The 22,010-nt window shown below is 58.7% G+C and carries 23 protein-coding genes, 4 tRNA genes and 1 rRNA gene; 20 read left to right on the top strand and 8 right to left on the bottom strand.

All coding sequences use genetic code 11. The annotated features are described in order from the left end of the window. The first annotated feature begins 52 nt into the window (after positions 1 to 52). The 8 genes from kduI (at position 53) to FE782_RS20815 (ending at position 9,727) form a co-directional block, all read left to right on the top strand. Positions 53 to 886 (top strand): 5-dehydro-4-deoxy-D-glucuronate isomerase, encoded by an 834-nt coding sequence (gene kduI, locus FE782_RS20780; RefSeq protein ID WP_138196198.1) that lies wholly within the window; start codon positions 53 to 55, stop codon positions 884 to 886. Positions 887 to 895: 9 nt separating this feature from the next. Next, entirely contained in the window at positions 896 to 1,678 is a 783-nt protein-coding gene (locus tag FE782_RS20785) for a DeoR/GlpR family DNA-binding transcription regulator (RefSeq protein ID WP_138196200.1), read from the top strand. After that, complete coding sequence (gene kduD, locus FE782_RS20790) at positions 1,675 to 2,433, top strand: 2-dehydro-3-deoxy-D-gluconate 5-dehydrogenase KduD (RefSeq protein ID WP_138196202.1); 759 nt, start codon at positions 1,675 to 1,677, stop codon at positions 2,431 to 2,433. Before FE782_RS20785 ends, kduD begins: the two co-directional genes overlap by 4 nt. A 167-nt stretch (positions 2,434 to 2,600) precedes the next feature. Beyond that, positions 2,601 to 3,308, top strand: coding sequence for an ABC transporter ATP-binding protein (locus FE782_RS20795; protein ID WP_138196204.1), 708 nt, complete (start codon positions 2,601 to 2,603; stop codon positions 3,306 to 3,308). Beyond that, positions 3,268 to 4,374 (top strand): efflux RND transporter periplasmic adaptor subunit, encoded by a 1,107-nt coding sequence (locus FE782_RS20800; RefSeq protein ID WP_138196206.1) that lies wholly within the window; start codon positions 3,268 to 3,270, stop codon positions 4,372 to 4,374. The genes FE782_RS20795 and FE782_RS20800 overlap by 41 nt, the downstream gene beginning before the upstream one ends. Beyond that, complete coding sequence (locus FE782_RS20805; protein ID WP_138196207.1) at positions 4,374 to 7,280, top strand: ABC transporter permease; 2,907 nt, start codon at positions 4,374 to 4,376, stop codon at positions 7,278 to 7,280. Before FE782_RS20800 ends, FE782_RS20805 begins: the two co-directional genes overlap by 1 nt. A 3-nt stretch (positions 7,281 to 7,283) precedes the next feature. Continuing rightward, a complete protein-coding gene (locus FE782_RS20810; RefSeq protein WP_138196209.1) occupies positions 7,284 to 8,177 on the top strand; it encodes an ABC transporter ATP-binding protein in 894 nt (297 codons plus the stop codon). Beyond that, entirely contained in the window at positions 8,174 to 9,727 is a 1,554-nt protein-coding gene (locus FE782_RS20815) for an ABC transporter substrate-binding protein (RefSeq protein ID WP_138196211.1), read from the top strand. The genes FE782_RS20810 and FE782_RS20815 overlap by 4 nt, the downstream gene beginning before the upstream one ends. Positions 9,728 to 9,799: 72 nt before the next feature. Here FE782_RS20815 and FE782_RS20820 read toward each other — a convergent pair whose 3' ends face one another. Continuing rightward, positions 9,800 to 10,312: a 2'-5' RNA ligase family protein gene (locus FE782_RS20820; protein WP_138196213.1), complete on the bottom strand. Its 513-nt coding sequence runs from the start codon at positions 10,310 to 10,312 to the stop codon at positions 9,800 to 9,802. A gap of 119 nt (positions 10,313 to 10,431) precedes the next feature. On the opposite strand from FE782_RS20820, the gene FE782_RS20825 reads away from it, so the two are divergent. The 3 genes from FE782_RS20825 to FE782_RS20835 all read left to right on the top strand — a co-directional run bounded on the left by FE782_RS20825 (position 10,432) and on the right by FE782_RS20835 (position 11,461). Further along, entirely contained in the window at positions 10,432 to 10,980 is a 549-nt protein-coding gene (locus FE782_RS20825; RefSeq protein WP_138196215.1) for a phosphatidylglycerophosphatase A family protein, read from the top strand. 319 nt (positions 10,981 to 11,299) lie between these two features. Next, a tRNA-Met gene (locus FE782_RS20830) sits at positions 11,300 to 11,376 on the top strand. 11 nt (positions 11,377 to 11,387) lie between these two features. Further along, positions 11,388 to 11,461: transfer RNA gene (locus tag FE782_RS20835), tRNA-Ile, on the top strand. 94 nt (positions 11,462 to 11,555) lie between these two features. On the opposite strand, the gene FE782_RS20840 is transcribed toward FE782_RS20835, so the two are convergent. From FE782_RS20840 to FE782_RS20855, 6 genes are all read right to left on the bottom strand, one after another. Continuing rightward, positions 11,556 to 12,140, bottom strand: coding sequence for a YsnF/AvaK domain-containing protein (locus tag FE782_RS20840; protein WP_138196217.1), 585 nt, complete (start codon positions 12,138 to 12,140; stop codon positions 11,556 to 11,558). A 76-nt stretch (positions 12,141 to 12,216) separates the two neighbouring features. Further along, entirely contained in the window at positions 12,217 to 12,723 is a 507-nt protein-coding gene (locus FE782_RS20845) for a YsnF/AvaK domain-containing protein (protein ID WP_138196219.1), read from the bottom strand. Between the two features lie 155 nt (positions 12,724 to 12,878). Further along, complete coding sequence (locus tag FE782_RS32375; RefSeq protein WP_158299484.1) at positions 12,879 to 13,046, bottom strand: hypothetical protein; 168 nt, start codon at positions 13,044 to 13,046, stop codon at positions 12,879 to 12,881. A gap of 29 nt (positions 13,047 to 13,075) precedes the next feature. Continuing rightward, positions 13,076 to 13,222, bottom strand: coding sequence for a hypothetical protein (locus FE782_RS32655; RefSeq protein ID WP_202914577.1), 147 nt, complete (start codon positions 13,220 to 13,222; stop codon positions 13,076 to 13,078). 64 nt (positions 13,223 to 13,286) lie between these two features. Beyond that, positions 13,287 to 13,469 (bottom strand): hypothetical protein, encoded by a 183-nt coding sequence (locus FE782_RS20850; protein WP_138196221.1) that lies wholly within the window; start codon positions 13,467 to 13,469, stop codon positions 13,287 to 13,289. A 31-nt stretch (positions 13,470 to 13,500) separates the two neighbouring features. Then, positions 13,501 to 13,716, bottom strand: a complete 216-nt coding sequence (locus FE782_RS20855; protein WP_138196223.1) for a hypothetical protein — start codon at positions 13,714 to 13,716, stop codon at positions 13,501 to 13,503. Positions 13,717 to 13,829: 113 nt separating this feature from the next. Here FE782_RS20855 and FE782_RS20860 point away from each other — a divergent pair, with 113 nt between their 5' ends. Further along, positions 13,830 to 14,243 (top strand): thiol-disulfide oxidoreductase DCC family protein, encoded by a 414-nt coding sequence (locus FE782_RS20860; protein ID WP_138196225.1) that lies wholly within the window; start codon positions 13,830 to 13,832, stop codon positions 14,241 to 14,243. Between the two features lie 53 nt (positions 14,244 to 14,296). On the opposite strand, the gene FE782_RS20865 is transcribed toward FE782_RS20860, so the two are convergent. Continuing rightward, the gene (locus FE782_RS20865; protein WP_138196227.1) at positions 14,297 to 15,343 is read right to left on the bottom strand and encodes an S-layer homology domain-containing protein; all 1,047 of its coding nucleotides are present in this window, start codon (positions 15,341 to 15,343) and stop codon (positions 14,297 to 14,299) included. Between the two features lie 202 nt (positions 15,344 to 15,545). Between FE782_RS20865 and FE782_RS20870 the strand changes: the two genes are divergently transcribed. The 8 genes from FE782_RS20870 to FE782_RS20905 form a co-directional block, all read left to right on the top strand. Next, on the top strand, positions 15,546 to 16,940 hold the full coding sequence (locus FE782_RS20870; protein ID WP_238392588.1) for a Na+/H+ antiporter NhaC family protein: 1,395 nt from the start codon (positions 15,546 to 15,548) through the stop codon (positions 16,938 to 16,940). A gap of 80 nt (positions 16,941 to 17,020) precedes the next feature. Then, positions 17,021 to 17,093 (top strand) — tRNA-Val (locus FE782_RS20875). A gap of 154 nt (positions 17,094 to 17,247) precedes the next feature. Further along, a tRNA-Val gene (locus tag FE782_RS20880) sits at positions 17,248 to 17,320 on the top strand. Positions 17,321 to 17,415: 95 nt separating this feature from the next. Beyond that, positions 17,416 to 18,993 (top strand): spore germination protein, encoded by a 1,578-nt coding sequence (locus FE782_RS20885; RefSeq protein ID WP_138196231.1) that lies wholly within the window; start codon positions 17,416 to 17,418, stop codon positions 18,991 to 18,993. A gap of 14 nt (positions 18,994 to 19,007) precedes the next feature. After that, on the top strand, positions 19,008 to 20,204 hold the full coding sequence (locus FE782_RS20890; RefSeq protein ID WP_138196233.1) for a Ger(x)C family spore germination protein: 1,197 nt from the start codon (positions 19,008 to 19,010) through the stop codon (positions 20,202 to 20,204). Between the two features lie 6 nt (positions 20,205 to 20,210). Next, the gene (locus FE782_RS20895) at positions 20,211 to 20,444 is read left to right on the top strand and encodes a hypothetical protein (protein WP_138196235.1); all 234 of its coding nucleotides are present in this window, start codon (positions 20,211 to 20,213) and stop codon (positions 20,442 to 20,444) included. Between the two features lie 15 nt (positions 20,445 to 20,459). Then, positions 20,460 to 21,572, top strand: a complete 1,113-nt coding sequence (locus tag FE782_RS20900) for a GerAB/ArcD/ProY family transporter (RefSeq protein WP_138196237.1) — start codon at positions 20,460 to 20,462, stop codon at positions 21,570 to 21,572. 307 nt (positions 21,573 to 21,879) lie between these two features. Beyond that, positions 21,880 to 22,010 (top strand): 16S ribosomal RNA (locus FE782_RS20905); the annotation flags it as partial.

The raw sequence follows: 22,010 nt of genomic DNA on the forward strand, positions 1-22,010 counted from the left end.
GTACAATGGGGTATGAGAACGGAACAAAACGGAAAACGGAGGCGTTACGATCATGGAATTTCGTCAAGCGGCTACGGCCGAAGCTTCGAAGAGCTACGACACGGAGAAGCTTCGCAAAGAATATTTGGTGGAATCGTTATTCGTCCCGGGCGAGCTGAAGCTCGTGTACAGCCATGTCGACCGGTACATCATCGGCGGCGTCGTGCCGACGAACGCGGCGGTCGCTCTTGAAGTCGACCTGAAGCTTATCGGCGCGAACTCCTTCCTCGAGCGCCGCGAGATCGGCATCGTCAACATCGGCGGCGCCGGCACGGTGACGGCGGACGGCGTCGACTACGCGATGGACGCGAAGGACTGCCTCTACATCGGACGCGGCACGCAGGCGGTCTCGTTCGCGAGCGCCGACGCGTCGAACCCGGCGAGATATTACCTGATCTCGGCTCCGGCGCATATGACGTACCCGACCGTGAAGGCGGCGCTCAGCGAAGCGACGCCGCAGCATCTCGGCAGCATCGCCAACTCGAACGAGCGCACGATTTATAAATACATCCACGCCGACGGCATCCAGAGCTGCCAGCTCGTGCTCGGCATGACGCTGCTGAAGCCGGGCAACATGTGGAACACGATGCCGTCGCACACGCACGAGCGCCGCTCCGAAGTATACCTGTACTTCGATATGCCGGAAGACGGCGTCGTCTTCCACATGATGGGCGAGCCGACCGAGACGCGGCACCTCGTCGTTCGCAACGAGCAGGCGGTCATCTCGCCGAGCTGGTCGATCCACTCGGGCGTCGGCACGAGCAACTATACGTTCATCTGGGCGATGGCGGGCGAAAACCAGTCGTTCTCCGACATGGACATGATCCCGATGAAGGCGCTTCGGTAAGAGCCGTCGATGCTGGCCGTTCAACGACACGAGCACATCATACGGACGCTTGCCCGCGAGCGGACCGTCCGGGTCGCGGAGCTCGCCGCCGCGCTCGGGGTTACGGAGAAGACGGTCCGCGAAGACTTGGAGAAGCTTGAGGAGAAGGGGCTGCTCCGCCGCATTCACGGCGGGGCGGTCGCGGCGACGGACGAAGGCGAGCCGATGCTGCCGCCCCCGGTGCCGAATACGAAGTATCCGGCGGAGAAGGCGAGCATCGCGTCGCGCGCGGCGGCGGCGATCCAGCCGGAGGAGATCGTCGCGCTCGACGGCGGCAGCACGACGCTCGAAATCGCGAAGCTGCTGCCGAACGCGCCGATCACGGTCGTAACGAACGACCTGTTCATCATCGCGGAGCTGTCCCGCAAGGAACAGATTCGCCTCGTGGTGCCCGGGGGGTATCGAGAGCGGAATCTGCTCGTCGGACCCGAAGCGGTGGAGTTCGTCCGCGGCCTGAACATTCACAAGGCGTTCTTGTCGGCGACGGGCATTCATCCGGAATACGGGCTGACGGTGTTCACGGGAACGCAGCTGCCGATGAAGCGGGCGCTCGTCGAGAGCGCCGGCGTCGTGCATTGCGTCGCGGACCGGAGCAAGTTCGGCCGCAGCGCGCTCGTGACGTTCGCGTCGCTCGGCGAGATCGACACGATCTACACCGATGCGGGACTGCCGAAATCCGTCGCGGACGAATATCGGGCCGCCGGCGTCGCCGTCGATTGCGGATACGAGGAAGAAGGAGAGGATCATCCATGAGCAAGCTGTTCGACTTAACGGGGAAAGTCGCGGTCGTGACGGGCGCGGGACGCGGGCTCGGCCAAGGTCTCGCTCTCGGGCTCGCGGAAGCGGGCGCCGATCTGGCGCTCGTCGTCAACCGGACGGCGCCGGAGGAGACGTTAAAGGCGGTCGAAGCGCTCGGACGGAAGGCGGTCGTCGTGGAAGCCGACCTGTCCTCCGAAGAGGGAGCGGCCCGCGTGTCGGCCGCCGCGTTGGAAGCGTACGGCAAGGTCGACATCTTAGTGAACAACGCGGGCATCATCCGCCGGACGCCGGCGGCCGAGCACAGCTACGCGGATTGGCAAGAGGTGCTGGACGTCAACTTGAACTCCGTCTTCCTGCTGAGCCAATCGCTCGGTCGAGAGATGGTGAAGCAGGGCTCCGGCAAAATCATTAACATCGCTTCGATGCTTACGTTCCAAGGCGGCATCAACGTCCCGGGCTACACGGCGAGCAAGCACGCGGTCGCCGGCCTGACGAAGGCGCTCGCGAACGAGTGGGCGGGCCGGGGCGTCAACGTCAATGCGATCGCCCCGGGGTATATGTCCACGGACAATACCGAGGCGCTGCGGAACGACGAGACGCGCAACCGCCAAATTCTCGAGCGCATCCCGTCGGGACGTTGGGGTACGCCGGAAGATATGAAAGGTCCGGTCGTCTTCCTCGCGTCGTCCGCCTCCGATTATATGAGCGGCCACGTGTTGTGCGTGGACGGCGGATGGATGACAAGATAAAAGTCGAATAACGTAACATCGCGTCGACCGGTCGTGTCGACGCGCGTCGAGGCGCCTTCGGGCGCCTTTTCTTTTTACCAAATCTTTTTTGTCCAAGCGGTGTAACTTTTTGGGTTTTCGCTGCGTCTTAGATGTAGTGCAATCGGCATGGGAGGGACTATATAGAGATGGATGCGGATAGAACGGGGCAATCGGCCCCAGGAACGCTGCTTTCCGTGCGCGGCGCGGAGCGGACGTTCCAGGTCGGCGGACAGAAGATTCCCGTGCTGAAGGGAATCGACATGGAGCTGCGCCCGAACCAGCTGGTCATGCTGAGAGGGAGATCCGGCTCGGGGAAGACGACCCTGCTCAATATGCTGGGCGGCCTCGACGTGCCGACGAAGGGCGAGATCGTCTTTCACGGCCATGCGTTTCATAAGCTGGGGGACGAAGAACGGACGGCGATTCGGCGGGAGAAGATCGGATTCATTTTCCAGACGTATGCCCTTATGCCCTTATTATCCGCTTGGGAGAACGTGGAGCTGTCGCTCCGCATGGCGGGCGCGCCCCGCGGCGAATGGAAGGCTCGCGTCTCGCATTGCCTCGAGCTGGTCGGATTGACGAAGCGGGCCGATCACCGTCCGTACGAGTTGTCCGGGGGCGAGCAGCAGCGCGTCGCCATCGCGAAGGCGATCGCGCACCGCCCGGCGATGCTGCTGGCCGACGAGCCGACGGCGGAGCTGGACAGCCAGATGGGCGCGCAGGTGATGGCCGTGTTTCGCGAAATCATCGCGACGGAGAACGTTACGATTTGTATGACAACTCACGATCCTACGATTTTGGAGGTTGCCGATCATGTTTATGAGATGGTGGACGGACGCTTCAAGGCGTCCTAACCGTTCCGCGCGCGTCGCGTTCGCATTGACTTTGGCGGCGGCGCTCGCCGTCACCTCCGGCTGCTCGCTGTTGCCGAAGGAAGCCGAGGAGGAAGTGCTGCCGACGATTACGCCGCCGAAGCTGTCGGAGAAGCCGACGTACGACGTTCGCGTCGAGACGATCGAGCAGAAGGTGCAGGGCATCGGCAAAATTATGTCGCTGCGCGAGGAGAACCTGTTCTTCACGAGCAGCGGCGAGACGGGCGGCGCCGGCAGCTTCCGCGTCAAGGAAGTGTACGTGAAGTCGGGCGAGACGGTCGCGGCGGGCGATTTGATCGCCGTGCTGGACGTCGCCGAGAAGGAGCGCGAGCTGCGCCGGCAGAAGCTCGAGTTCCGGCAGGAAGAGCTGAAGATGATCGACATTCTCCGCAAGGCGGACGAATACGAGCCGGAGGAGTTGGAGCAGCTGAAGGTCGATTTCGAGCTGAAGCGGACGACGCTCGTCGAGCTGGAAGAGACGATCGCGAACGCGCAGCTGACGGCGCCGTTCGACGGCTCGGTCGTGTCGCTTAAGGTGAAGGCCGGCGATACGGTAGCGGCGTACGACACGATCGCGGTGCTCGCGGACTTGTCCGAGCTCGCCGTGGCGGTCGACTTCTCGCGGGACGATCTGAATAAGGTCGCCGTCGGCATGGACGCGGTCGTCAGCATCAGCGCGGCCGGCGAGCATAAGGGGAAGGTCGAGCGGCTGCCGACGGCCGAAGAAGACAATAACAACGGCAACCCGAATCCGAATCAGCCCGAGGAGGATTCGGTGGACAACTATTTGCTCGTCGAGCTCGAGTCGTGGCCGGAAGGCGTGACGCGCGGCACGCCGCTCAGCGTGACGGTCGTTACGGATCGGATCGAGCAAGCGGTCGTCATTCCGCCGGCGGCGCTGCGATCGTATAACGGCCGAAGCTACGTGCAGGTCGTAGACGGCGAGGGGAACAAGGCGGAGGTGGACGTCGAGGTCGGCAAGCAGACGTCGACGCAGGTTCAGATCGTGAAGGGGCTCGAGCCCGGACAGAAAGTAGTTGGTCGCTAATGGGACTCCTTCTATTACGGTTTCTTTACCGTAAGATGTGGAACACCCGCTGGCTGACGATCTCGACCTTGATCGGCTTGATCGTGGCGGTGGCTTTCACGACCAGCATTCCGATGTATTCGGACGGCGCCTTGAAGCGGGTCGTCTCGTCGTCGCTGAAGGAAAACAGCGAAGGCTTCCCCGCCGGCTCGCTGCTCATGCGCTATCAAGCGACGGGCAGCGACAAGGCGGATCTGGACGCGTTCGCGGACGTGAAGCGGTTCATCGAGGAAGACGTCCCGGCGCGCGTCGGCTTCCCGTTCGCGACTTACGTGCAGGCGGTCTCGATTCGCGGCGCGCAGCTCGCGGTCGTCGACCCGAGTACGGTAGACCCGAGCAAGCGGCGCCAGATGACGTTAACGGCGATGAGCGACTTCGGGGAGCATGCCGAGCTCGTGAACGGCGCGTTGCCGTCCGCGGAAATCAAGAACGGCGTCATCGAGGCGGTCGTGCTCGAGGAAGGCGCGTTCCGCAACTCGTTCCGCGTCGGCGACGAATTTTATTACCCGGCGTTCGGCGGGAACGAGCAGCTGCGGGTGAAGGTCGTCGGCGCGTACGTGCCGAAGGACGACACAAGCCCGTACTGGTATCAAGGGCTCGAAGGACTCGTCAACACGCTCGTCGTCGACGAATCGCTCATGATGAACGAGCTGCTGCAGAAGCGGGGGCTTCCGATCAATCTGGCGACTTGGTATTACGCCTTCGACCTTCGGGAGATTCAGACGAGCGACTTGTCGCCGCTGTCGTCCTCGCTGTCGCGGCTCGACATCGAACTGTACCAGCATCTGCAAGGGACGCAGGTCGACTTGTCGTTCCGCGACATGCTGCAGGACTTCCGCTCGCAGAGCCTGCAGCTGCAGCTGCTGCTCTTCACGCTGGCGGCGCCGATGATCGCGATGGTGTTCTATTACATCTCGATGAACGCCAAGCAGGCGCTCGACCGGCAGCGGAGCGACATCGCGGTGCTGCGCAGCCGCGGCGCCGGAACGAAGCAAATTATTTGGATGTACTTATTGGAAGGCTTCATCTTGGGCGGCATCGCGCTCGTCGTCGGCCCGATGCTCGGCTGGTTCATGGCGAAGAGCATCGGCTCGGCCAGCGGCTTCCTGACGTTCGTCGACCGCCAGTCGATTCCGGTCGGCTTCGGCACGGACGCCATGCTGTACGGTATTGCGGCGGTGCTGATCGCGGTCATCTCGACCGTCATTCCGGCGATTCAATCCGCGCGGTCGTCGATCGTCGGATTGAAGCAGCAGATGGCCAGGGCGAACAAGGCGCCGGCGTGGCAGCGATACTTCCTGGACGTCGCCTTGATCGGCGTCGTCGGCTACGGCTGGTATTTGTTCAAGGAACGCCAGATGATTTCGATGCAAACCGGGTTGACGACGGATCAACTGCAGGTGCAGCCGACGCTGTTTTTCGTGCCGGCGCTTGCGATTTTCTCGATCGGGCTGTTATGCTTACGACTGTTCCCGTTGATCTTGAAGCTGTTCAATTGGCTCGGGCGATCGTATTTGCCCGTTCCGCTCTATTTGACGCTGACGCAATTATCCCGTTCTTCGAAGTCGTATTATCCGTTGATGCTGCTGCTCATCTTGACGCTCGGCCTCGGCGTGTACAACTCCGCCGCGGCGCGGACGATCGACCTGAACTCGACGGAACGGACGCTGTACCAATACGGTACCGACGTCGTCGTCCAGACCGTGTGGGAAGGCTTCGTCGAATCGAGCGGACCGCCGCCGGGCTCGCAAAACCCGGGCGGCCAACCCGTAGGACAGCCTGGAGGTCAACCGGGCGGTCAGCCCGGAGGCCAACCCGGCGGGCAGCCGGGCGGACAGCCGGGAGGCGGGGCGCCTCCTCCGCAGCAGGTGTTCTACATCGAACCGCCGTTCCAGGTGTTCGAGGAGCTGCCGGGCGTGGAGCACGCCGCTCGCGTCCTTCAGACGAAGGGCAGCGTCGTCATCTCCGGCAAGTCGATCGGCACCGGTACGATCATGGGCATCGACAACGACAAATTCGCCGAGGTCGCATGGTGGCGGAACGATCTGTATCCGGCGCACCCGTTCTTGTACCTGGATCTGATGGGCGATTTCGAGCAAGCGTTGATCATTCCGCAGAACGTCGCGGATAAATATCAATTGAAGCCCGGCGATTTGGCGTCGATCAGCATCTCGGGCCAGCTCATCGAATTCGTCATCGTCGGGACGCTGCCGTATTGGCCGTCGCAGTACCCCGACGTCACGCCGTTCTTCATCGCCAACCTCGAGTACATCTACGATCAGGTGCCGATCATTCCGTACGAGGTGTGGCTGAAGATGGAGCCGGACGCGCGGGTGACTCCGATCGTCGAAGCGCTGCAGGGGAAGGGCATCGATCTCGCGTCCGTGAAGGACGTGCGGAACGAGCTGATCGTGCAGCAGAAGCATCCGGCGCGGGGCGGCGTTTTCGGAATACTGAGTTTGGGCTTCTTGGTTTCGGTCATCATCTCGTTAATCGGATACATTCTGTATTGGTTCTTTAATTTATCGAGCCGCGTCGTGCAATTCGGCGTGCTGCGTGCGATGGGGCTGTCGCGTCGAGGGTTGACCGGCATGCTGTTCCTGGAGCAGGCGTTCACCGCGGGTCTCTCGATCGCGCTCGGCCTGACGATCGGCCGCGTCGCGAGCCTCTTGTTCCTGCCGTTCCTGCAGACGACGGAGAGCGCGGCGAGTCAAGTGCCGCCGTTCCGCGTCGTCTTCGAGGCGGGGGACACGTACCAGCTGTACGGCGTCGTCCTCGTCATGGTCGCGCTCGGCGCGGGCCTCCTGCTGACGCATATCCGCAGGCTGCGGGTGCACCAAGCGGTGAAACTCGGAGAGGAGCGGTAACCGATGATTACGTGCGAAGGACTCGTAAAGATTTACAAGACGGACGAGGTCGAGGTCGTCGCCCTCCAAGGCCTCAACCTGACCGTCGAACGCGGCGAGATGATGGCGATCATCGGCAACTCCGGCAGCGGCAAGTCGACGTTCATGAACATTCTCGGCGGGCTCGACCGTCCGTCGGCGGGTACGGTGAGGGTCGGCGACTGGGATTTGCTGAAGATCAGCGACGAACAGCTCGTGGAGTATAAGCGGAGCACCGTCGGCTTCGTCTGGCAAAACAACGCCCGCAACCTGCTCCCGTACCTGACCGCGCTCGAGAACGTCGAGATGCCGATGATGCTCGGCGGAAAGCTCGACCGCGCGTACGCGAAGCAGCTGCTCGAATGGGTCGGGCTGAAGGAACGGATGAACAACAAGCTGCATCAGCTGTCCGGGGGGGAGCAGCAGCGCGTCGCGATCGCGATCTCGCTGTCGAACCGCCCGAAGCTGCTCCTCGCCGACGAGCCGACGGGCTCCGTCGATTCCGCGACGTCGGATCGGATCATGGACATCTTCCGCACGTTCAATCGGGAGCTCGGCGTCACGATCGTCATCGTCACGCACGACCTGGAGCTGGCGGGCAAGGTGGACCGCGTCGTCGCGATCCGCGACGGATTAACGAGCACAGAATTTATTAAGCGCAACCCTGAGCTCGATTCCGCCGTCTATAATACTGAAACCGTTGGAAGGCGCACGGTGAAGGAAGAGCACGAAGCGTACGTCGTCATCGACCGGGCCGGTCGATTGCAAATTCCCAAAGAATATTTGGAAACGCTCGGAATCGGAAACAAAGCGTCGCTCGAATTCGACGGTGAGAAAATCGTCATTAAAGCACCTAAATCACTGGAGGGAAAAGTATGAAGCTTCTTTCGAGGAAATCGAAGCTTACTCGCACGGTGGCCGTCTCGATGGCCTCCGTGCTCAGCCTGTCGGCGCTGGCCGCTTGCTCGCAAGGGGAAGCGCAGACGGACAATACCGAGCGCGTATTGCGAATCGGCACATTGCAAGGCTACGGCGACGACGAATGGTTCCGTTCGCAGTTCACCGAGCTGTTCGAGTTCGCGAATCCGAACATCAAGATCGAGATCGTCCCTGCGGTCGACAGCAGCATGTACCGTTACAGCAGCGAGCCGTACGATCCGTCGAAGCAGCCGGATCCGATGGAAGAGCTGAAGAAGATGATGCAAGGCGATAATCCGCCGGACCTCGTCATGATGGAGTTCAACAACTTGTCCGAGCTCGTGAACGAAAACTTGCTCATGCCGCTCGACCCGCTCATTACGGCGGATAAATTCGACACGAGCAAGATCGTGCCGACCGTGCTCGACGGCATCAAGGAATCGTCTCCGGACGGGAAGCTCTATGCGCTGGCGCCGTTGTTCAGCTCCTCCGCGTTGTTCTACAACAAGAAGATGTTCCAAGACGCGGGGGTCGCGTTCCCGACGGACAACATGACGTGGGACCAAGTGTTCGACTTGGGCCGCCAGCTGTCGGGCGGCGAAGGCGAAAACCAGAAGTACGGCTTCTCGTTCACGACGTACCAAGGCGGAGACTCGTTCTACGAGATGCAGATGTACACCCAACCGCTGCAGCTGAGCTATTACGATCAGACGGGCGACAAGATGGCCGTCGATTCCGACAGCTGGGAGAACGTATGGAAGAAGATCGTCGACCTGCGCAAGCAGAAGATCATCCCGGGTCCTCCGAACTGGGAGGCGCAGCCGATGAAGGAGCCGGGACCGTTCGACTGGGATAACTTCTTGTCGGGCCGTACGGCGATGGCGATTTCGAGCTACTATTATATCAACGAACTTATCAATGCGAACAAGACGGCCGAGACGAACGACAAGCTCGATCCGATCGATTGGGACGTCGTCACGCTGCCGACGCATCCGGAAGCGCCGGGCATCGGCGGGCAGATTTACCTGCAAGGCATGATGGGCATCAACGCGAAAGCGCAAAACGACAAAGACGCATGGGAATTCATGAAGTTCGTCAACGGCGACGACTGGGCACGCTTGAAATCCAGAAGCCAAGGCACGCTTGTTTCGAACAAGGAGTATCTCCAGCCGAAGGAAGGCATGAGTTACAACATCGGCGCGTTCTATCAGCTCAAGCCGGCGCCGATCCAAGACGAGATGGAGATGTACCGCAAGTACCCGAACATCTATATGGTGCAGTCTATCGGTCAGCAGAAGTTCCAAGAAGTGCTCGACGGCAAGAAGGAAGTGCGTCAAGCGCTCAAGGAATGGCAGACGGAAGGCGACGCGATGCTGCAGCAGATGCGCGAGGACCCGAACTTCCAAGGCGGGAACTGGGGCGAGCCGGGCATGCCGGAACCGCTGCCGATCGACACCGAAGCGAAAGCCGAAGAGGCTGCAACGGAAGAAGCTGTCGAAGTCACCGAATAATGAAATTACGAAAAAGAAACCTCCGACGCGCGATCGGCGCGCTAGGAGGTTTCTTTTTTTCATCCAAGCAGCTTAGCCTTGCAGAAGGAACGTCTGATGCGCGGTCCACGCGCCGTTGTCCGTCTGGTACAGCAGGTGGAGTCGATCGACGACGAACGAGAAGGCAAGCGGGATCGGCCGCAGACTGGAATAAATATCGTGCATCTCGTCGCCTCCGACGCCCTGGGCGACGGTCAGATGCGGGGTGAAGCTGTATTTCCGTTCGCGGACGGCGAGGGGACCGTCGCATACCGCTTCATGCAGTCGTTCCAACGGCTTCGGGTTTTCGAGCGCCATGTAGACGACGTTGGAAACCGGATAAAACGTCGAAAATCGGTTCAGCTTCACTTCGACCGGCGGCAGCTTCGCCGCGACGTCGCTTAGTCGCTCCACGGCGTTCGCAAGCGTCGGCGGATCCCACGATTCGGACTCTCGGATCGTCAGGTGCGGCTGGATGAGGCTGTAATGCGGGTCGAACCGCTTGCGATAACTGTTGGCCGCGTCCTGTACGTCCTTCGGAGGAAAGATGACGATGCCGAAATTCACCTGTACCGCCTCCTTCATCGAGCTTGGTATTCTTTATTATACCGTATCCTACTCGTTTCATAAGGAGAAATTTCACGCGTCGTGATATAATGGAGCGTACGAACGAGAGGAGGAACACCATGGGGAAGAGCGTTCATAGCCGGGCCGTTCGCGAAGCGGTGCTGCGGAAGTTGGAGCAGCGCGGCGTACGGTTGGAAGATATCGCGGAGATCGTCATGGAGATGCAGCGTCCGTATCATCCGCACCTGACGATGGAGGCTTGTCTCGACAGCGTGGCGGCGGTATTGGAGAAGCGGGAGATGCAGCATGCGCTGCTCGTCGGCATCGAGATGGACGTGCTCGCGGAGCAGGGGAAGCTGTCCGAGCCGCTGCAATCGCTCGTGGCGTCGGACGAAGGGTTGTTCGGCTGCGACGAGACGTTGGCGCTCGGATCCGTGTTCGGATACGGCAGCATCGCGGTCACGACGTTCGGCCATCTCGATAAGCATAAGATCGGTATCATCAAGCGGCTCGACACGAAGATCGGCAAGGGCGTCCACACGTTCCTCGACGATCTGGTCGCCAGCGTAGCGGCTTCCGCCGCGGGGCGCATCGCGCACCGGGCGAGAGACGAGGAGGAGCGGCTTTCGGACGCGATCGCTGCGGCCGGCTCCGAAGAAAGCGCGTAAGCAGATGCATGGAACGGCGACCCTAAGGGCACCATGAGAACACATTACTTCCAACGGGAGCGTGTTCGAACAGCTATGGCATGGGTGTACTGGGGTCGCTTATACAATACGAAATTTCAGGCGAGCTGCCTGGCGAAGCGAATGGAAGAAGACTGGTGGATTTACGGGTACGAAAGTCCGCAGTACGTCGAAATTTTCTGTTCGAGGAAGGGCCGCTACGGCGTGCGATACAGAATGTAATTCGCCGCGGCCCATTCCCCTTGACAATGACGTTATCATTCGTTATATTTATATATGGTTTCGAATTTTTACGATGCGTCGCGGGGTGGAGCAGTCCGGTAGCTCGTCGGGCTCATAACCCGAAGGTCGCAGGTTCAAATCCTGTCCCCGCAACCAACCTTTCTTAAGGGCCTTTAGCTCAGTTGGTTAGAGCGGTCGGCTCATAACCGATTGGTCACAGGTTCGAGTCCTGTAGGGCCCATATTGCATTATGCTTGCACTTATGATGGAACCCGTTGGAAGAAGCGAGAGAATCGCGCCTTCCAACGGGTTTTTTCGTGAAGTCATCGTCATCGTCACGCTCTAGGTTCGTCGCCGACCGAATCGCCGGCCATGTTCGCCGCTCCGATCGCTTCGACCCTTGCGACCTCCTTTTTTACCCGTTCGTCGATTTCATGGATTTCTTCGACGGATCGGGTGGAGACGACGACTTCTTCGAGATCGACGGGCGTCTTCACTACGTCGATCCGCTCCTCCTTCACGGGGATTCGGATTTCTTCCGTCACGATTCCATCCGGTTCGCCGGGGCGGGCGCTCGTTCGCTCGATAACGACTTCCTCCCGTCGGATCGGTACTTCGATCGTTCGTTTCTCCTCAACGACTTCCTTTCGGATCGCGACGTCTCCCGTTCGCACTCGCTCCTTGCGAATGTCCAGACGCTCTTCGCGAAGGCGCAATGTCGCCGATTCGGCTTCCTCCGGTACGGATTCGACCGACGGACGGGTCGTCCCTCGCCGAGGCGGAGACAGCAAGCTCGCCGCGATGCCGAGCGCGGCTCCGACCGCGACGGCGCCGCCGATCCCGACGCCGGGCAGCGCGAACCCCGCGATCGCGCCTAAGACGGCGCCGGCGATTGCCCATAACACCATACGCATGATCATCGTTGCTTCATCCCTCCGAATAGGTTTCTGCCCCGCTTGCGCAGGGCGCAGCGGGGCAGATGGACAATCCGACGATTTACCGGTATGCGTCCGTCTCCGTCACGACGGCGTCCCCGTCGGTTTCGACATGCGCCACTTCCTTGTGGAGCACTTCGTCGACGCATTCGGTCTCTTCGACTTCGCGCTTATGGGCCGAAATTTCTTCGCGGACGACCGTGCGCTTGTCGACGTCTACGCGTTCCGCCGTTACGGGAATATGAACGGTCTCTTCTTCGGCGATAGGTTCGCTCGAAGGCGAATGATCGAGGGCGCGGCGCTCGATAACGACTTCGTCGTGCGCGACCGGAACGGCGACGCGTTGCTGTTCCTCGACGATGTCCTTATGCAGGACGACCTCGCCGGTTTTCACGCGGTCTTTCCGAATTTCCAGCTCTTCCTCGCGCAGGCGCAGCGTGGCGTCGTCTTCGGCCGCGAACTCCGTATCCGCGAACTCTTCGTCCGCAAATTCCGTGTCGGCGACCCGGCTTTCCTCGAATTCCTCTTCTTGCATCCCGCCCTTAAACAACCGATCGAAAAAACCCATAATGGCGAAACCTCCTCAAAGAGTAATGAGTGCCGTGCCGTTATAGATTGCCCGGGCGAACGAAGCATATGTAATTCGGCAACCATGCACATAATGGGAAATCAAAACGCCTCGTACGCGCTATGGCAAGCTTGGCGTTCGAGGCGCATCTATCGTTATCTGCTCGTCTTCGACGTCGGATTCAGCCGCGCCTTCCCGTCCGGCATCAGCTCTAAGTCCAGCTTATCCTCTTCGCTGTCGATCCCGAAGTCGTTCTTCAATCCCGGCGGTCGGTTGTTCATGATCTGATCGTCTTCGCCGTCTTTGATCGCTTTGCCAGCCATGTTCCTGGACCCTCCTTGATATTGTTAAGTTAATCGTTAGGGGTACGATCCAAATACAGCCTCGTCACGGTCGTGGAATCGCCCTTTCGAATGTCCTGATCCGTCGCACGCTTCTCCAACGCATCGTGCGTATTCATCCCGGGAGCGACGGTCGGCGCCTGCTTCTTCTTGCGCATTGGGTTTTATCCTCCTATGGGCGACGTCCCGTCGGTCGCGGAACGAGGGAGGGCCGTCGCGGGACTATTTGCGGCGAACCGGCTTCGCGCCCACTGGCGCGTCGCCGGCGATAGAAGCTTGGATGTTATCCAAGATGCCTTCCACGGCATTCGCGATGCCGTCCGTCGCGGCGATGTTCTCCTGACCGGCGGGCGTCGGAATGCCGCCGGTTTCGAAAGCGGTTTGCTCTTTCAGTTGTTTCTCCATCCCGGTTCGTTCCTCCTTGGACCGTTATAAGCTAGCGGTCGTCCTCGATCTCGTCCACCCGGTCTTCCCGTTGTTCCTGATTGTATTCTACGCCCGGCGCGTTCAGCTGCTCGTCTTCGCGTTCGTCGATGATGTCTTCTTGTCGTTCCTGCTGCATCTCCTGTCTCATGTCGTCGCCGCCGCATGCCGTAAGGCCGAGCGCCAAGCTAAGCAGGAGCGCCCACGCTAAAGTATTCTTTTTCGACATTTCGAACATCCCCCTTGTCATCAATGTAAGCATAGGGTTTGCAACTGAATCGTTTTTATACTGCGCCGGAAGCGCTATAATGGAAGGAACGGGAATGGAAGGGGAGGAAGCGGATGAAGGAGAAGGGCGGAGAAGCGATCGTTCTCTATGATGGAGAATGCAATTTATGCGCGGCCGTCGTCCGATTCACGATCGTTCGGAACCGGAAGGGGACGTTGCGCTATGCGGCCCTCCAATCCGAGACGGGGAGACGGCTGCTCCGGGAGCATGCCTTGTCGGGCGCCGCTTCGCTCGATACGTTCGTACTCGTCGAGGGAGGGGCGGCGTACGTGCGGTCCGGCGGCGCGCTGCGATTGGCGCGTCACCTCGACGGCGGGTGGCCGCTGCTCGCCGCCTTGCTTGCGATTCCGCGATTCGTTCGGGATCCGATCTACTCGTTCGTGGCGCGGAACCGGTACCGTTGGTTCGGGAAGCGGGAGCAATGCTTGTTGATGCGGCCGGAATTTCGAGAACGGTTTTACGATTGAACGAAAAAGAGGCTCGGGGATTCTCGCAGAATCCGCCGAAGCCTCTGCTTCGATTATTTTGCCGCATGCTCCGACGCGTCGCCTTCTGGCGCGCGGCCTTCTTCGTAGGTGCCTGCCGCGCCGGAGCTTTCGCCGCTATCTACGGGAGCATCCGGGTCCGGGATCCGGTTCGTCACGGAGACGAGCTGGTACGTAATATTCTTATACTCGGAGGAAAGGTACGTCTCCGCCTTCGGGTACGAGATGACCATCGGATACATTGCAGCCGGGTCCGGATAGGTCACGCTGTAACGGATGACCGCGGTGTCGTCGATGAAGTCGATGCCTTCGATGCGAACGCCCCAACCTGGGTGCGGCTTCTCGCCCATATCGAGCACGACCTTCTGTACGTCTTTGTTTACGGCCGTCGTAGACGTCTTCACCTCGCCGGATTCGATCGGGTCGACCGGCGGCTCTTCGATCGGCTGCTTCATCTCTTCGACGTAATCGACCGCATTGCGAACCATGACGGCGGCTTCGGCGCGCGTAATCGGCTCCTGCGGGCGGAACTTGCCGTTCTCGTCGAGCTCCGCGATGCCGCCGATGAGCGCATGCTGGATCGCGCCCATATAACCGTCCGAAACTTTCTTTTCGTCTTCGACCATAAGATAGATTTCTGGCCAAGCGTACTCGCCGGTCGCATAGAGACCGTGCATCAGCCATTGAACGAACTGCTCACGCGTCACCGGCGCGTTCGGGTTGACGTCTTTGTCGATCGGCACGCCGTTATGATGCGCGATGATGAACGCTTCGGCGTACCATGCGTCGTTCGGGATTTTCGTGAAATAATCGGTCGCTTCCGGCGCTTTAACGAACGTCATGTGCGCGAGGCTGAGCTGCATGCTCTTCACGATCAGCGGGATCGCTTGCTGCGCGGTTAGCTTCTCGTGAGGGACGAACTTGATTTTATCCACGCCGTTCACGAAGCCGCGATCCCGCAGCTCCATAATTTTATCGGCGTGCGGGACGCCTTTGAGATCGTCGAACGCCAAGGCCGAAGAAGATATCGTTCCGAGAACGATCGCTGCCGCCGCGGTTGCCGTCATCCATTTTTTCATCATTATCGATCACCTTTTTTCTTAAGATTTTGAATGTTTTCTTTCGTTTGCTTACTTAACGCGATTCGTCTCGAATATGTTGCATAGACGATAATGCCGATTTTTCTTTGTGTAGAATCACCTTTTTCATAGCGTTTTATCGGATATTCTGACTATTAAACGGCGCAGCTTCGCAGGTTGTTGCAGGACGAGGAGATTTTTCATCATGAGCGCTTTGCGATTGACAGGGGTCGTCGCGTTGACGATCGTTGGGTTGGGTGCCGCATACGCGGCGGAATTGCCGCTGGCGGTCGGTTTTTCGGTCGGTTTGGGGGCGTTGATCTGGAGCGTGCTGCGCTGCGGCGTCGTGTCGGGACATAAGGCGCTCCTGAGGATGATGGGAGAAGGCGTAGGGCATACGAAGGAAGTGGTATGGATCTTGTTGCTCGTCGGCTTGCTCATCCCGACATGGACGGCCGGCGGGGTTATCGATTATATGGTGGGCGCCGGGTTGCGGCTGCTCGATCCGGCTTGGATCGTCACCTTCGGCTTCGTCTTCGCGTCGATCGTCGCGATGACGCTCGGCACGTCGACGGGTACGCTAAGCTCGGTCGGCATCCCGCTCATGGGCGTCGCCGCCCACCTCGGCGTACCGCTGCCCTTGATGGCGGGGGCGCTCGTCTCGGGCGCGTTCGTCGGCGACCGCACGTCGCCGTTCTCGAGCGCGCACCAGCTCGTCGCTTCGTCCGCCGGCGTGCCGGAACGGTCGCTGTTCCGGCTGCTGCAGCCGACGACCTACGCCGCCTTCGGCATCGCCTTGGCCGTCTTCGCCACGTTCGACGGGGTCGGCGCTTGGGGAGCCGGCGAAGAGGATCTCGGCGTCGTTTACGGCTCCGCGGCCGGCGGGTCATGGCTGCTTGCATTGCCGCCGGCATTGCTTCTGCTCGCGATTATGTTCCGGCTGCGCACGCGTTATGCGTTCGTCGTCGGCATCGTCGCCGGCATTGCGGTCGGGGCGTCGCTGCAGGGCGGCACGGCGCTGCAGTGGATCGGCTGGTTGTGGGGCGGTTATGCGTCTGCGGAGGGCAGCGCCGATCCAGGCTCCGCGGTATCCCATGGCAAAGGGCTGGCGGGTATGGTCGAGCTCGTCGTCTTGATCGCCCTGGCCGGCGCCTATAACGGCATAATGGAGGGCGCCGGCATCGTCCGGCCGATCGCGGCGCGGCTGCTCGGCAAGCGGCCTTCGCTCGTCGGCGCCACGGCGCGCACGGGCTTGTTCGGCCTCGGGCTCGGCCTCGTCTCGTGCACGCAGACGCTGCCGATCATGATGACGGCACGAAGTCTCGCGGCAGCCTGGACCGAACGGTTCCCGCGCGAGCATCTCGCCCGCGTCACCGCCGACACCAGCTTGCTTCTCGCGGCGCTCGTGCCGTGGAACATGATCGCGGTGCTGTGCGGTACGATCGTCGGCGTTCCCGTCGAACGATACGCCCCTTACGCGTTGTTCCTGTGGCTGCCGCCGCTGCTCACTTTAGCATGGAGCGCATGGCGGGGGCGGCGTGTCCGAGCGGTAACTATAAAGGATGCGGATCCGGACGAAGTTTTTTCAGGTCGGGGTTGACAGGTTTTCCGGGAGCATGGTATTATCATATTCCCGGGACGCGTTGTCGGTCGAAGACGCGCGACGCAACTTCACATGACGATCTGTTAGCTCAGCTGGGAGAGCACCATCTTGACAGGGTGGGGGTCAGTGGTTCGAGCCCACTACAGATCATAATCGCACCGAGAACCCTCGCAATCGCGGGGGTTCTTCCCTTTTCTATCGGTCGCGAATATTTTTTTTTTCAAAGAATTTGTTGACATCATGTATTGGGCGTGGTAATATCATTTTTGTCGCCGCGAAATGAACGCGCCGAATTGAATAGCCTGATCTGTTAGCTCAGCTGGGAGAGCACCATCTTGACAGGGTGGGGGTCAGTGGTTCGAGCCCACTACAGATCATATAGAAGAACCCTTACATTGTAAGGGTTCTTTCCTTTTTCATAATTCCTTCCTGTTCGGGGGAAGCTAACCAAAAAGCGTTGGTGACCGAACCGATGACCAAAATTCCGCGCGTGATTCGTTCCCTTCTTTCGAAAAAAATACAGAAGAGCCGTACAAAGCAACCTGACCCGAACCATCCGGAACGCCTCGTCGCGGACCTGCATCGGAATATCGCGAACATTCGAGCGGAATTCGGACAGAGCATGGACATCATCGTCTCTCTGCACCGCGACCCGACGGCGGGGAATCCCGAGGTCGGCATCGTCTATGTCGACGGACTGGCGAACCCCTCCATCGTTCAAGAGATGATCAAAGAGCCGTTGATTCGAGCGAATGCCGTCCGCGGCGTGAAGAACAAAATGGACTTTATCCGCAATCAGATCCCCGCGATCGAACATGCAAAGCCGATCGTCGATTACCAAGGCGTCTACGAGGCCGTCCTATTAGGAATGACCGTCATTCTGGCGGACGGCTACGATTATGGACTGACGGCCAACTCGATCGGAGGGAAGGAGAGGTCCGTCGAGGAACCTTCCACCCAATCCGTCGTAAGGGGATCGCGGGAAGGATTTACGGAATCCATTCACACCAATATTTCTTTGCTTCGCAAGCGGCTTCGCACCCCGAAGCTATGGCTCGAGACGATGACCCTCGGGACGCTTTCGCGAACGCAAGTCGGCATCATGTACATTCAAGGCGTCGTTAACGAGCAGGTAGTCGAAGAAGCGAGAAAAAGATTGGCTCGAATCGAAATCGACGGGGTCCTGGAGAGCGGATACATCGAAGAACTGATTCAAGACGAGACGTTCACGCTCTTCCCCACGATGTACAATTCGGAGCGTCCCGACGTCATCGCCGCGGGACTGCTCGAGGGGCGAATCGCCGTCTTGGTGGACGGCACCTCTTTCGTCTTGTTGGCGCCCGCTCTGTTCGTCCAATTTTACCAATCGGCGGAGGATTATTATCAACGGGCCGAATTCGCGACGCTGATTCGAATGCTCCGATATGTTTGTTTTTTTATTTCGTTGCTTGCGCCGTCGCTGTATATCGCGATTACGACGTTCCACCAAGAGCTGCTCCCCAGCGGCTTGTTGATCAGCCTTGCCGCGCAGCGGGAAGGGGTTCCTTTCCCCGCCTTCGTCGAAGCGTTCTTAATGGAGGTTACTTTCGAAATTCTTCGCGAAGCGGGGGTGCGATTGCCGAAGACCGTCGGGCAGGCGGTTTCGATCGTCGGCGCGCTGGTTATCGGGCAAGCGGCCGTAGAAGCGGGACTGGTCTCGCCGGCCATGGTCATCGTCGTCGCCATCACCGCGATTTCGAATTTCGTCATTCCCGCGTTCAATATGGGGATCTCCATCCGGATCTTACGTTTTATTTTAATGTTGTTCGCCGCCGCCTTCGGGTTATTCGGCACCATCGTAGGCGTGATCGCTCTCGTCCAACATTTGTGCGGACTTCGTTCGTTTGGAGTTCCCTATATGTCTCCCATGGGGCCATTCAATCTTGCGGACCAGAAGGATACGATCCTTCGGTTGCCGCAATGGGGATTGTTTTCCAGGCCTCGTTTTCTCAGTAAAAATAAGATTCGAGAAAATATGGCGTCGACCGGGCAGGGCCGAGGCTTAAAGTAAGGAGTATATGTACAATGCGAATCCGGAACTTTCGATGGGGGGTGGCGGCGCTGGGGGCGCTCGCGCTTCTTACCGGGTGCTGGGACCGCCGCGAGCTGAACGAATTGTCCATCGTAGCGGGAATGGGACTGGACGCGAAAGACGAACGAGTTCAAGTGTCCGTACAAATCGTTAATCCTTCCGAAGTCGCGGCGAAGAACGGCGGAGGGAAATTCAGTCCGCCCGTGACGACATTGAAGGTTACGGAAAAAACTACGGTTGAAGCGCTCCGGAAGCTCACCGTCGTCTCGCCGAGAAGAATCTATACCTCTCATCTTCGCATCTTGGTCATCGGCGAACAATTGGCGCGGCAAGGCGTCATCAAAGTGATGGACGGCATCTCTAGAAATCATGAGATCCGAAGCGACTTTTATTTGATCGTGGCGAAGGACGCGACCGCCGAGAAGGTGCTGGAAGTGTTGACGCCGATCGAAAAAATTCCGGCCAATAAATTGTTCGATACGTTGGAAATCTCCGATAAGCTATGGGCGCCGACCGTCAAAATCGAATTGGACCGATTCGTGTCGGATCTTACGAATCCGACGAGAGATCCCGTTCTAACGGGGATCGAGATCGCCGGCGATGCGGAGAAGGGAGAGACCGAAGAAAACATGGAGCGCGTATATCCTTACTCGAATTTGAAATACTCGGGCATTGCGATGTTCAAGGGCGATAAGCTGATAGGTTGGCTAACCGAAGAAGAGAGCAAGGGCTACAATTACATAATGGGCAACGTGAAAAACTCGGCGGGCCGGCTTGCCTGCCCGAGCGGCGAAGGCGTGATCGGAGTCGAGGTCATCCGCACGCAATCCGACGTGACCGGCAAAGTCGTGGGGGGAAAGCCGGAAATCCGAATCGATCTTCAGGTCGAAGAAGATATTGGAGAAGTGCAATGCGACATCGATCTCTTGAAGCCCGGGACGATCGAGAAGCTGGAGCGCAGGTCGAACGAGAAAATCAAGCAAATGATGGAATCGGCGATTCGCAAAGCGCAAGAAAATCAAACGGACATTTTCGGCTTCGGGGACGCGATCGAGGATGCGAATCCCGCCGCTTGGCAGGAGCTGAAGAAGGAGTGGGACTCCCATTTTACGAACCTCGACGTAACGATACAGGTGGATGCCCGATTCCGCCGATACGGGACTACGACGGAGCCGTTAGTACAGGAGTGAGCGATCATGTGGTCGGTGGCAGGCATACTCATCGCGGGCGGATGCATCGCGCTTATCGAAGCGCCCGGGCTCGCCAGGAAAGGACGATGGCGGGAGCTGTTCGTGTTCTTCGTCGTCTTGTCGATCGGCGTCGCCGTTAGTACGCTGCAGGCGCTCCATGTCGCGCTTCCGAATCCCGTGGATTGGATTACGGCGATTCACAAGCCGATCAGCGATGCGCTGCTCGGACCATCGAAGTAAGAGGAGAGACGCGCTTTGGTCGAAAAAGGGAAGATAGGAGTCCATCAACTGACGATTCTGACGGTTTTGTTTACGGTCGGCAGCTCGATTCTCATCGCGCCTTCCGGACTCGCTTCCGCGGCGAAGCAAGATGCGTGGGTCGCGGCGATCGTCGGCTTGATCTCCGGCTTAGCGATGGTCGGTTTTTATAACTTGATCTTAACTCGATTTCCTTCCTCCACTTTAGTGCAATACAGTCAGGAGGTATTGGGCAAATGGGCGGGAAGAGTCGTCTCGTTTTTATATTTTTGCTACTTTTTCCTCCTCGCCGCTTTCGTATTACGAAATATCGGCGATTTTTTGACGACGCAGGTACTGCCGAACACGCCGATTCATTTTATCCATGCTTTCTTCTTATTAGTCATCATTATGGGGCTACGCAACGGGTTGGAAACGTTCGCTCGAACGGCGGAAATTTTCTTTCCGTGGATGATCTTTTTCTTTCTGATAATGCTATTCCTGCTACCGCCTCAATTCGATTTTCACAACGTAACGCCGATCCTTGGATACGGGATCAATCCGGTCATTACCGCTTCCATCCCGCTGCTGAGCACGCCGTATATGGAGATCGTCGCGTTCTTTATGATTTATCCGTCGGTAACGAACGCGCCGAAGGCGAGGAAAGCGCTCTTCGTCGGGGTACTGATCGGAGGGTTTCTGTTAATTCTTATTTCCCTTTTGTCCATTTTGGTATTGGGGGCCGATATTACGGCGAGACAGACATATCCTAGCTATACGCTGGCCAAGAAGATCAGCATCGGCGATTTTCTCGAGCGGTTGGAGGTGATTATGGCGGGGATCTGGTTTATTACGATTTACTTTAAACTCGGAATTTCTTTTTACGCTTCCGTAACGACCTTCGCGGAGCTGTTCCGATTGAAAGAAGCCCGCCCGTTGTATTTGCCCTTCGGCATGATCATGGTCGTGCTATCGGTCGTCGTATACCCGAATATCTCGGTGTTTATGCAGTTCGCGTCGAAAATCGACTTTCCTTCCTCGATCCCGTACGCTTTCGTTTTTCCGTTTCTGATCTGGTTTGTTGCAGTCGTTCGTAAGAAGGGATATATAGAAGAGAAGGACCTGGGATAATTTGGACGTTGCGATGTCGAACGCGCCATGGTATTATGATCTTCCGCCCGAAAGAGAGGCGGCAGCGAAACGGTCTTCTCCTGAAAATACCAGTTGCAAGAAGATTGTAAATGTGATAAATTAATCTTCCGGCCGCTTGAGCGAGTCGGACGAGCAACACCGAGTAAGACAAGCTTGCTCCTTGAAAACTGAACATGAGCCGGAGTTTTTTCGCAGGCGAGGAACTCGCCGAGAAAAAATCTCCAAGCATATGCTTTTTTAAAGAAGTAAAGCTAGCTTGTAATGAGCGCAGCATATTGAACTACCCTTTTTGGAGAGTTTGATCCTGGCTCAGGACGAACGCTGGCGGCGTGCCTAATACATGCAAGTCGAGCGGAGTGTTCCCTTCGGGGTTCACTTAGCGGCGGACGGGTGAGTAACACGTAGGCAACCTGCCCA

Source organism: Paenibacillus antri (assembly GCF_005765165.1).
GTDB classification, from domain to species: domain Bacteria; phylum Bacillota; class Bacilli; order Paenibacillales; family YIM-B00363; genus Paenibacillus_AE; species Paenibacillus_AE antri.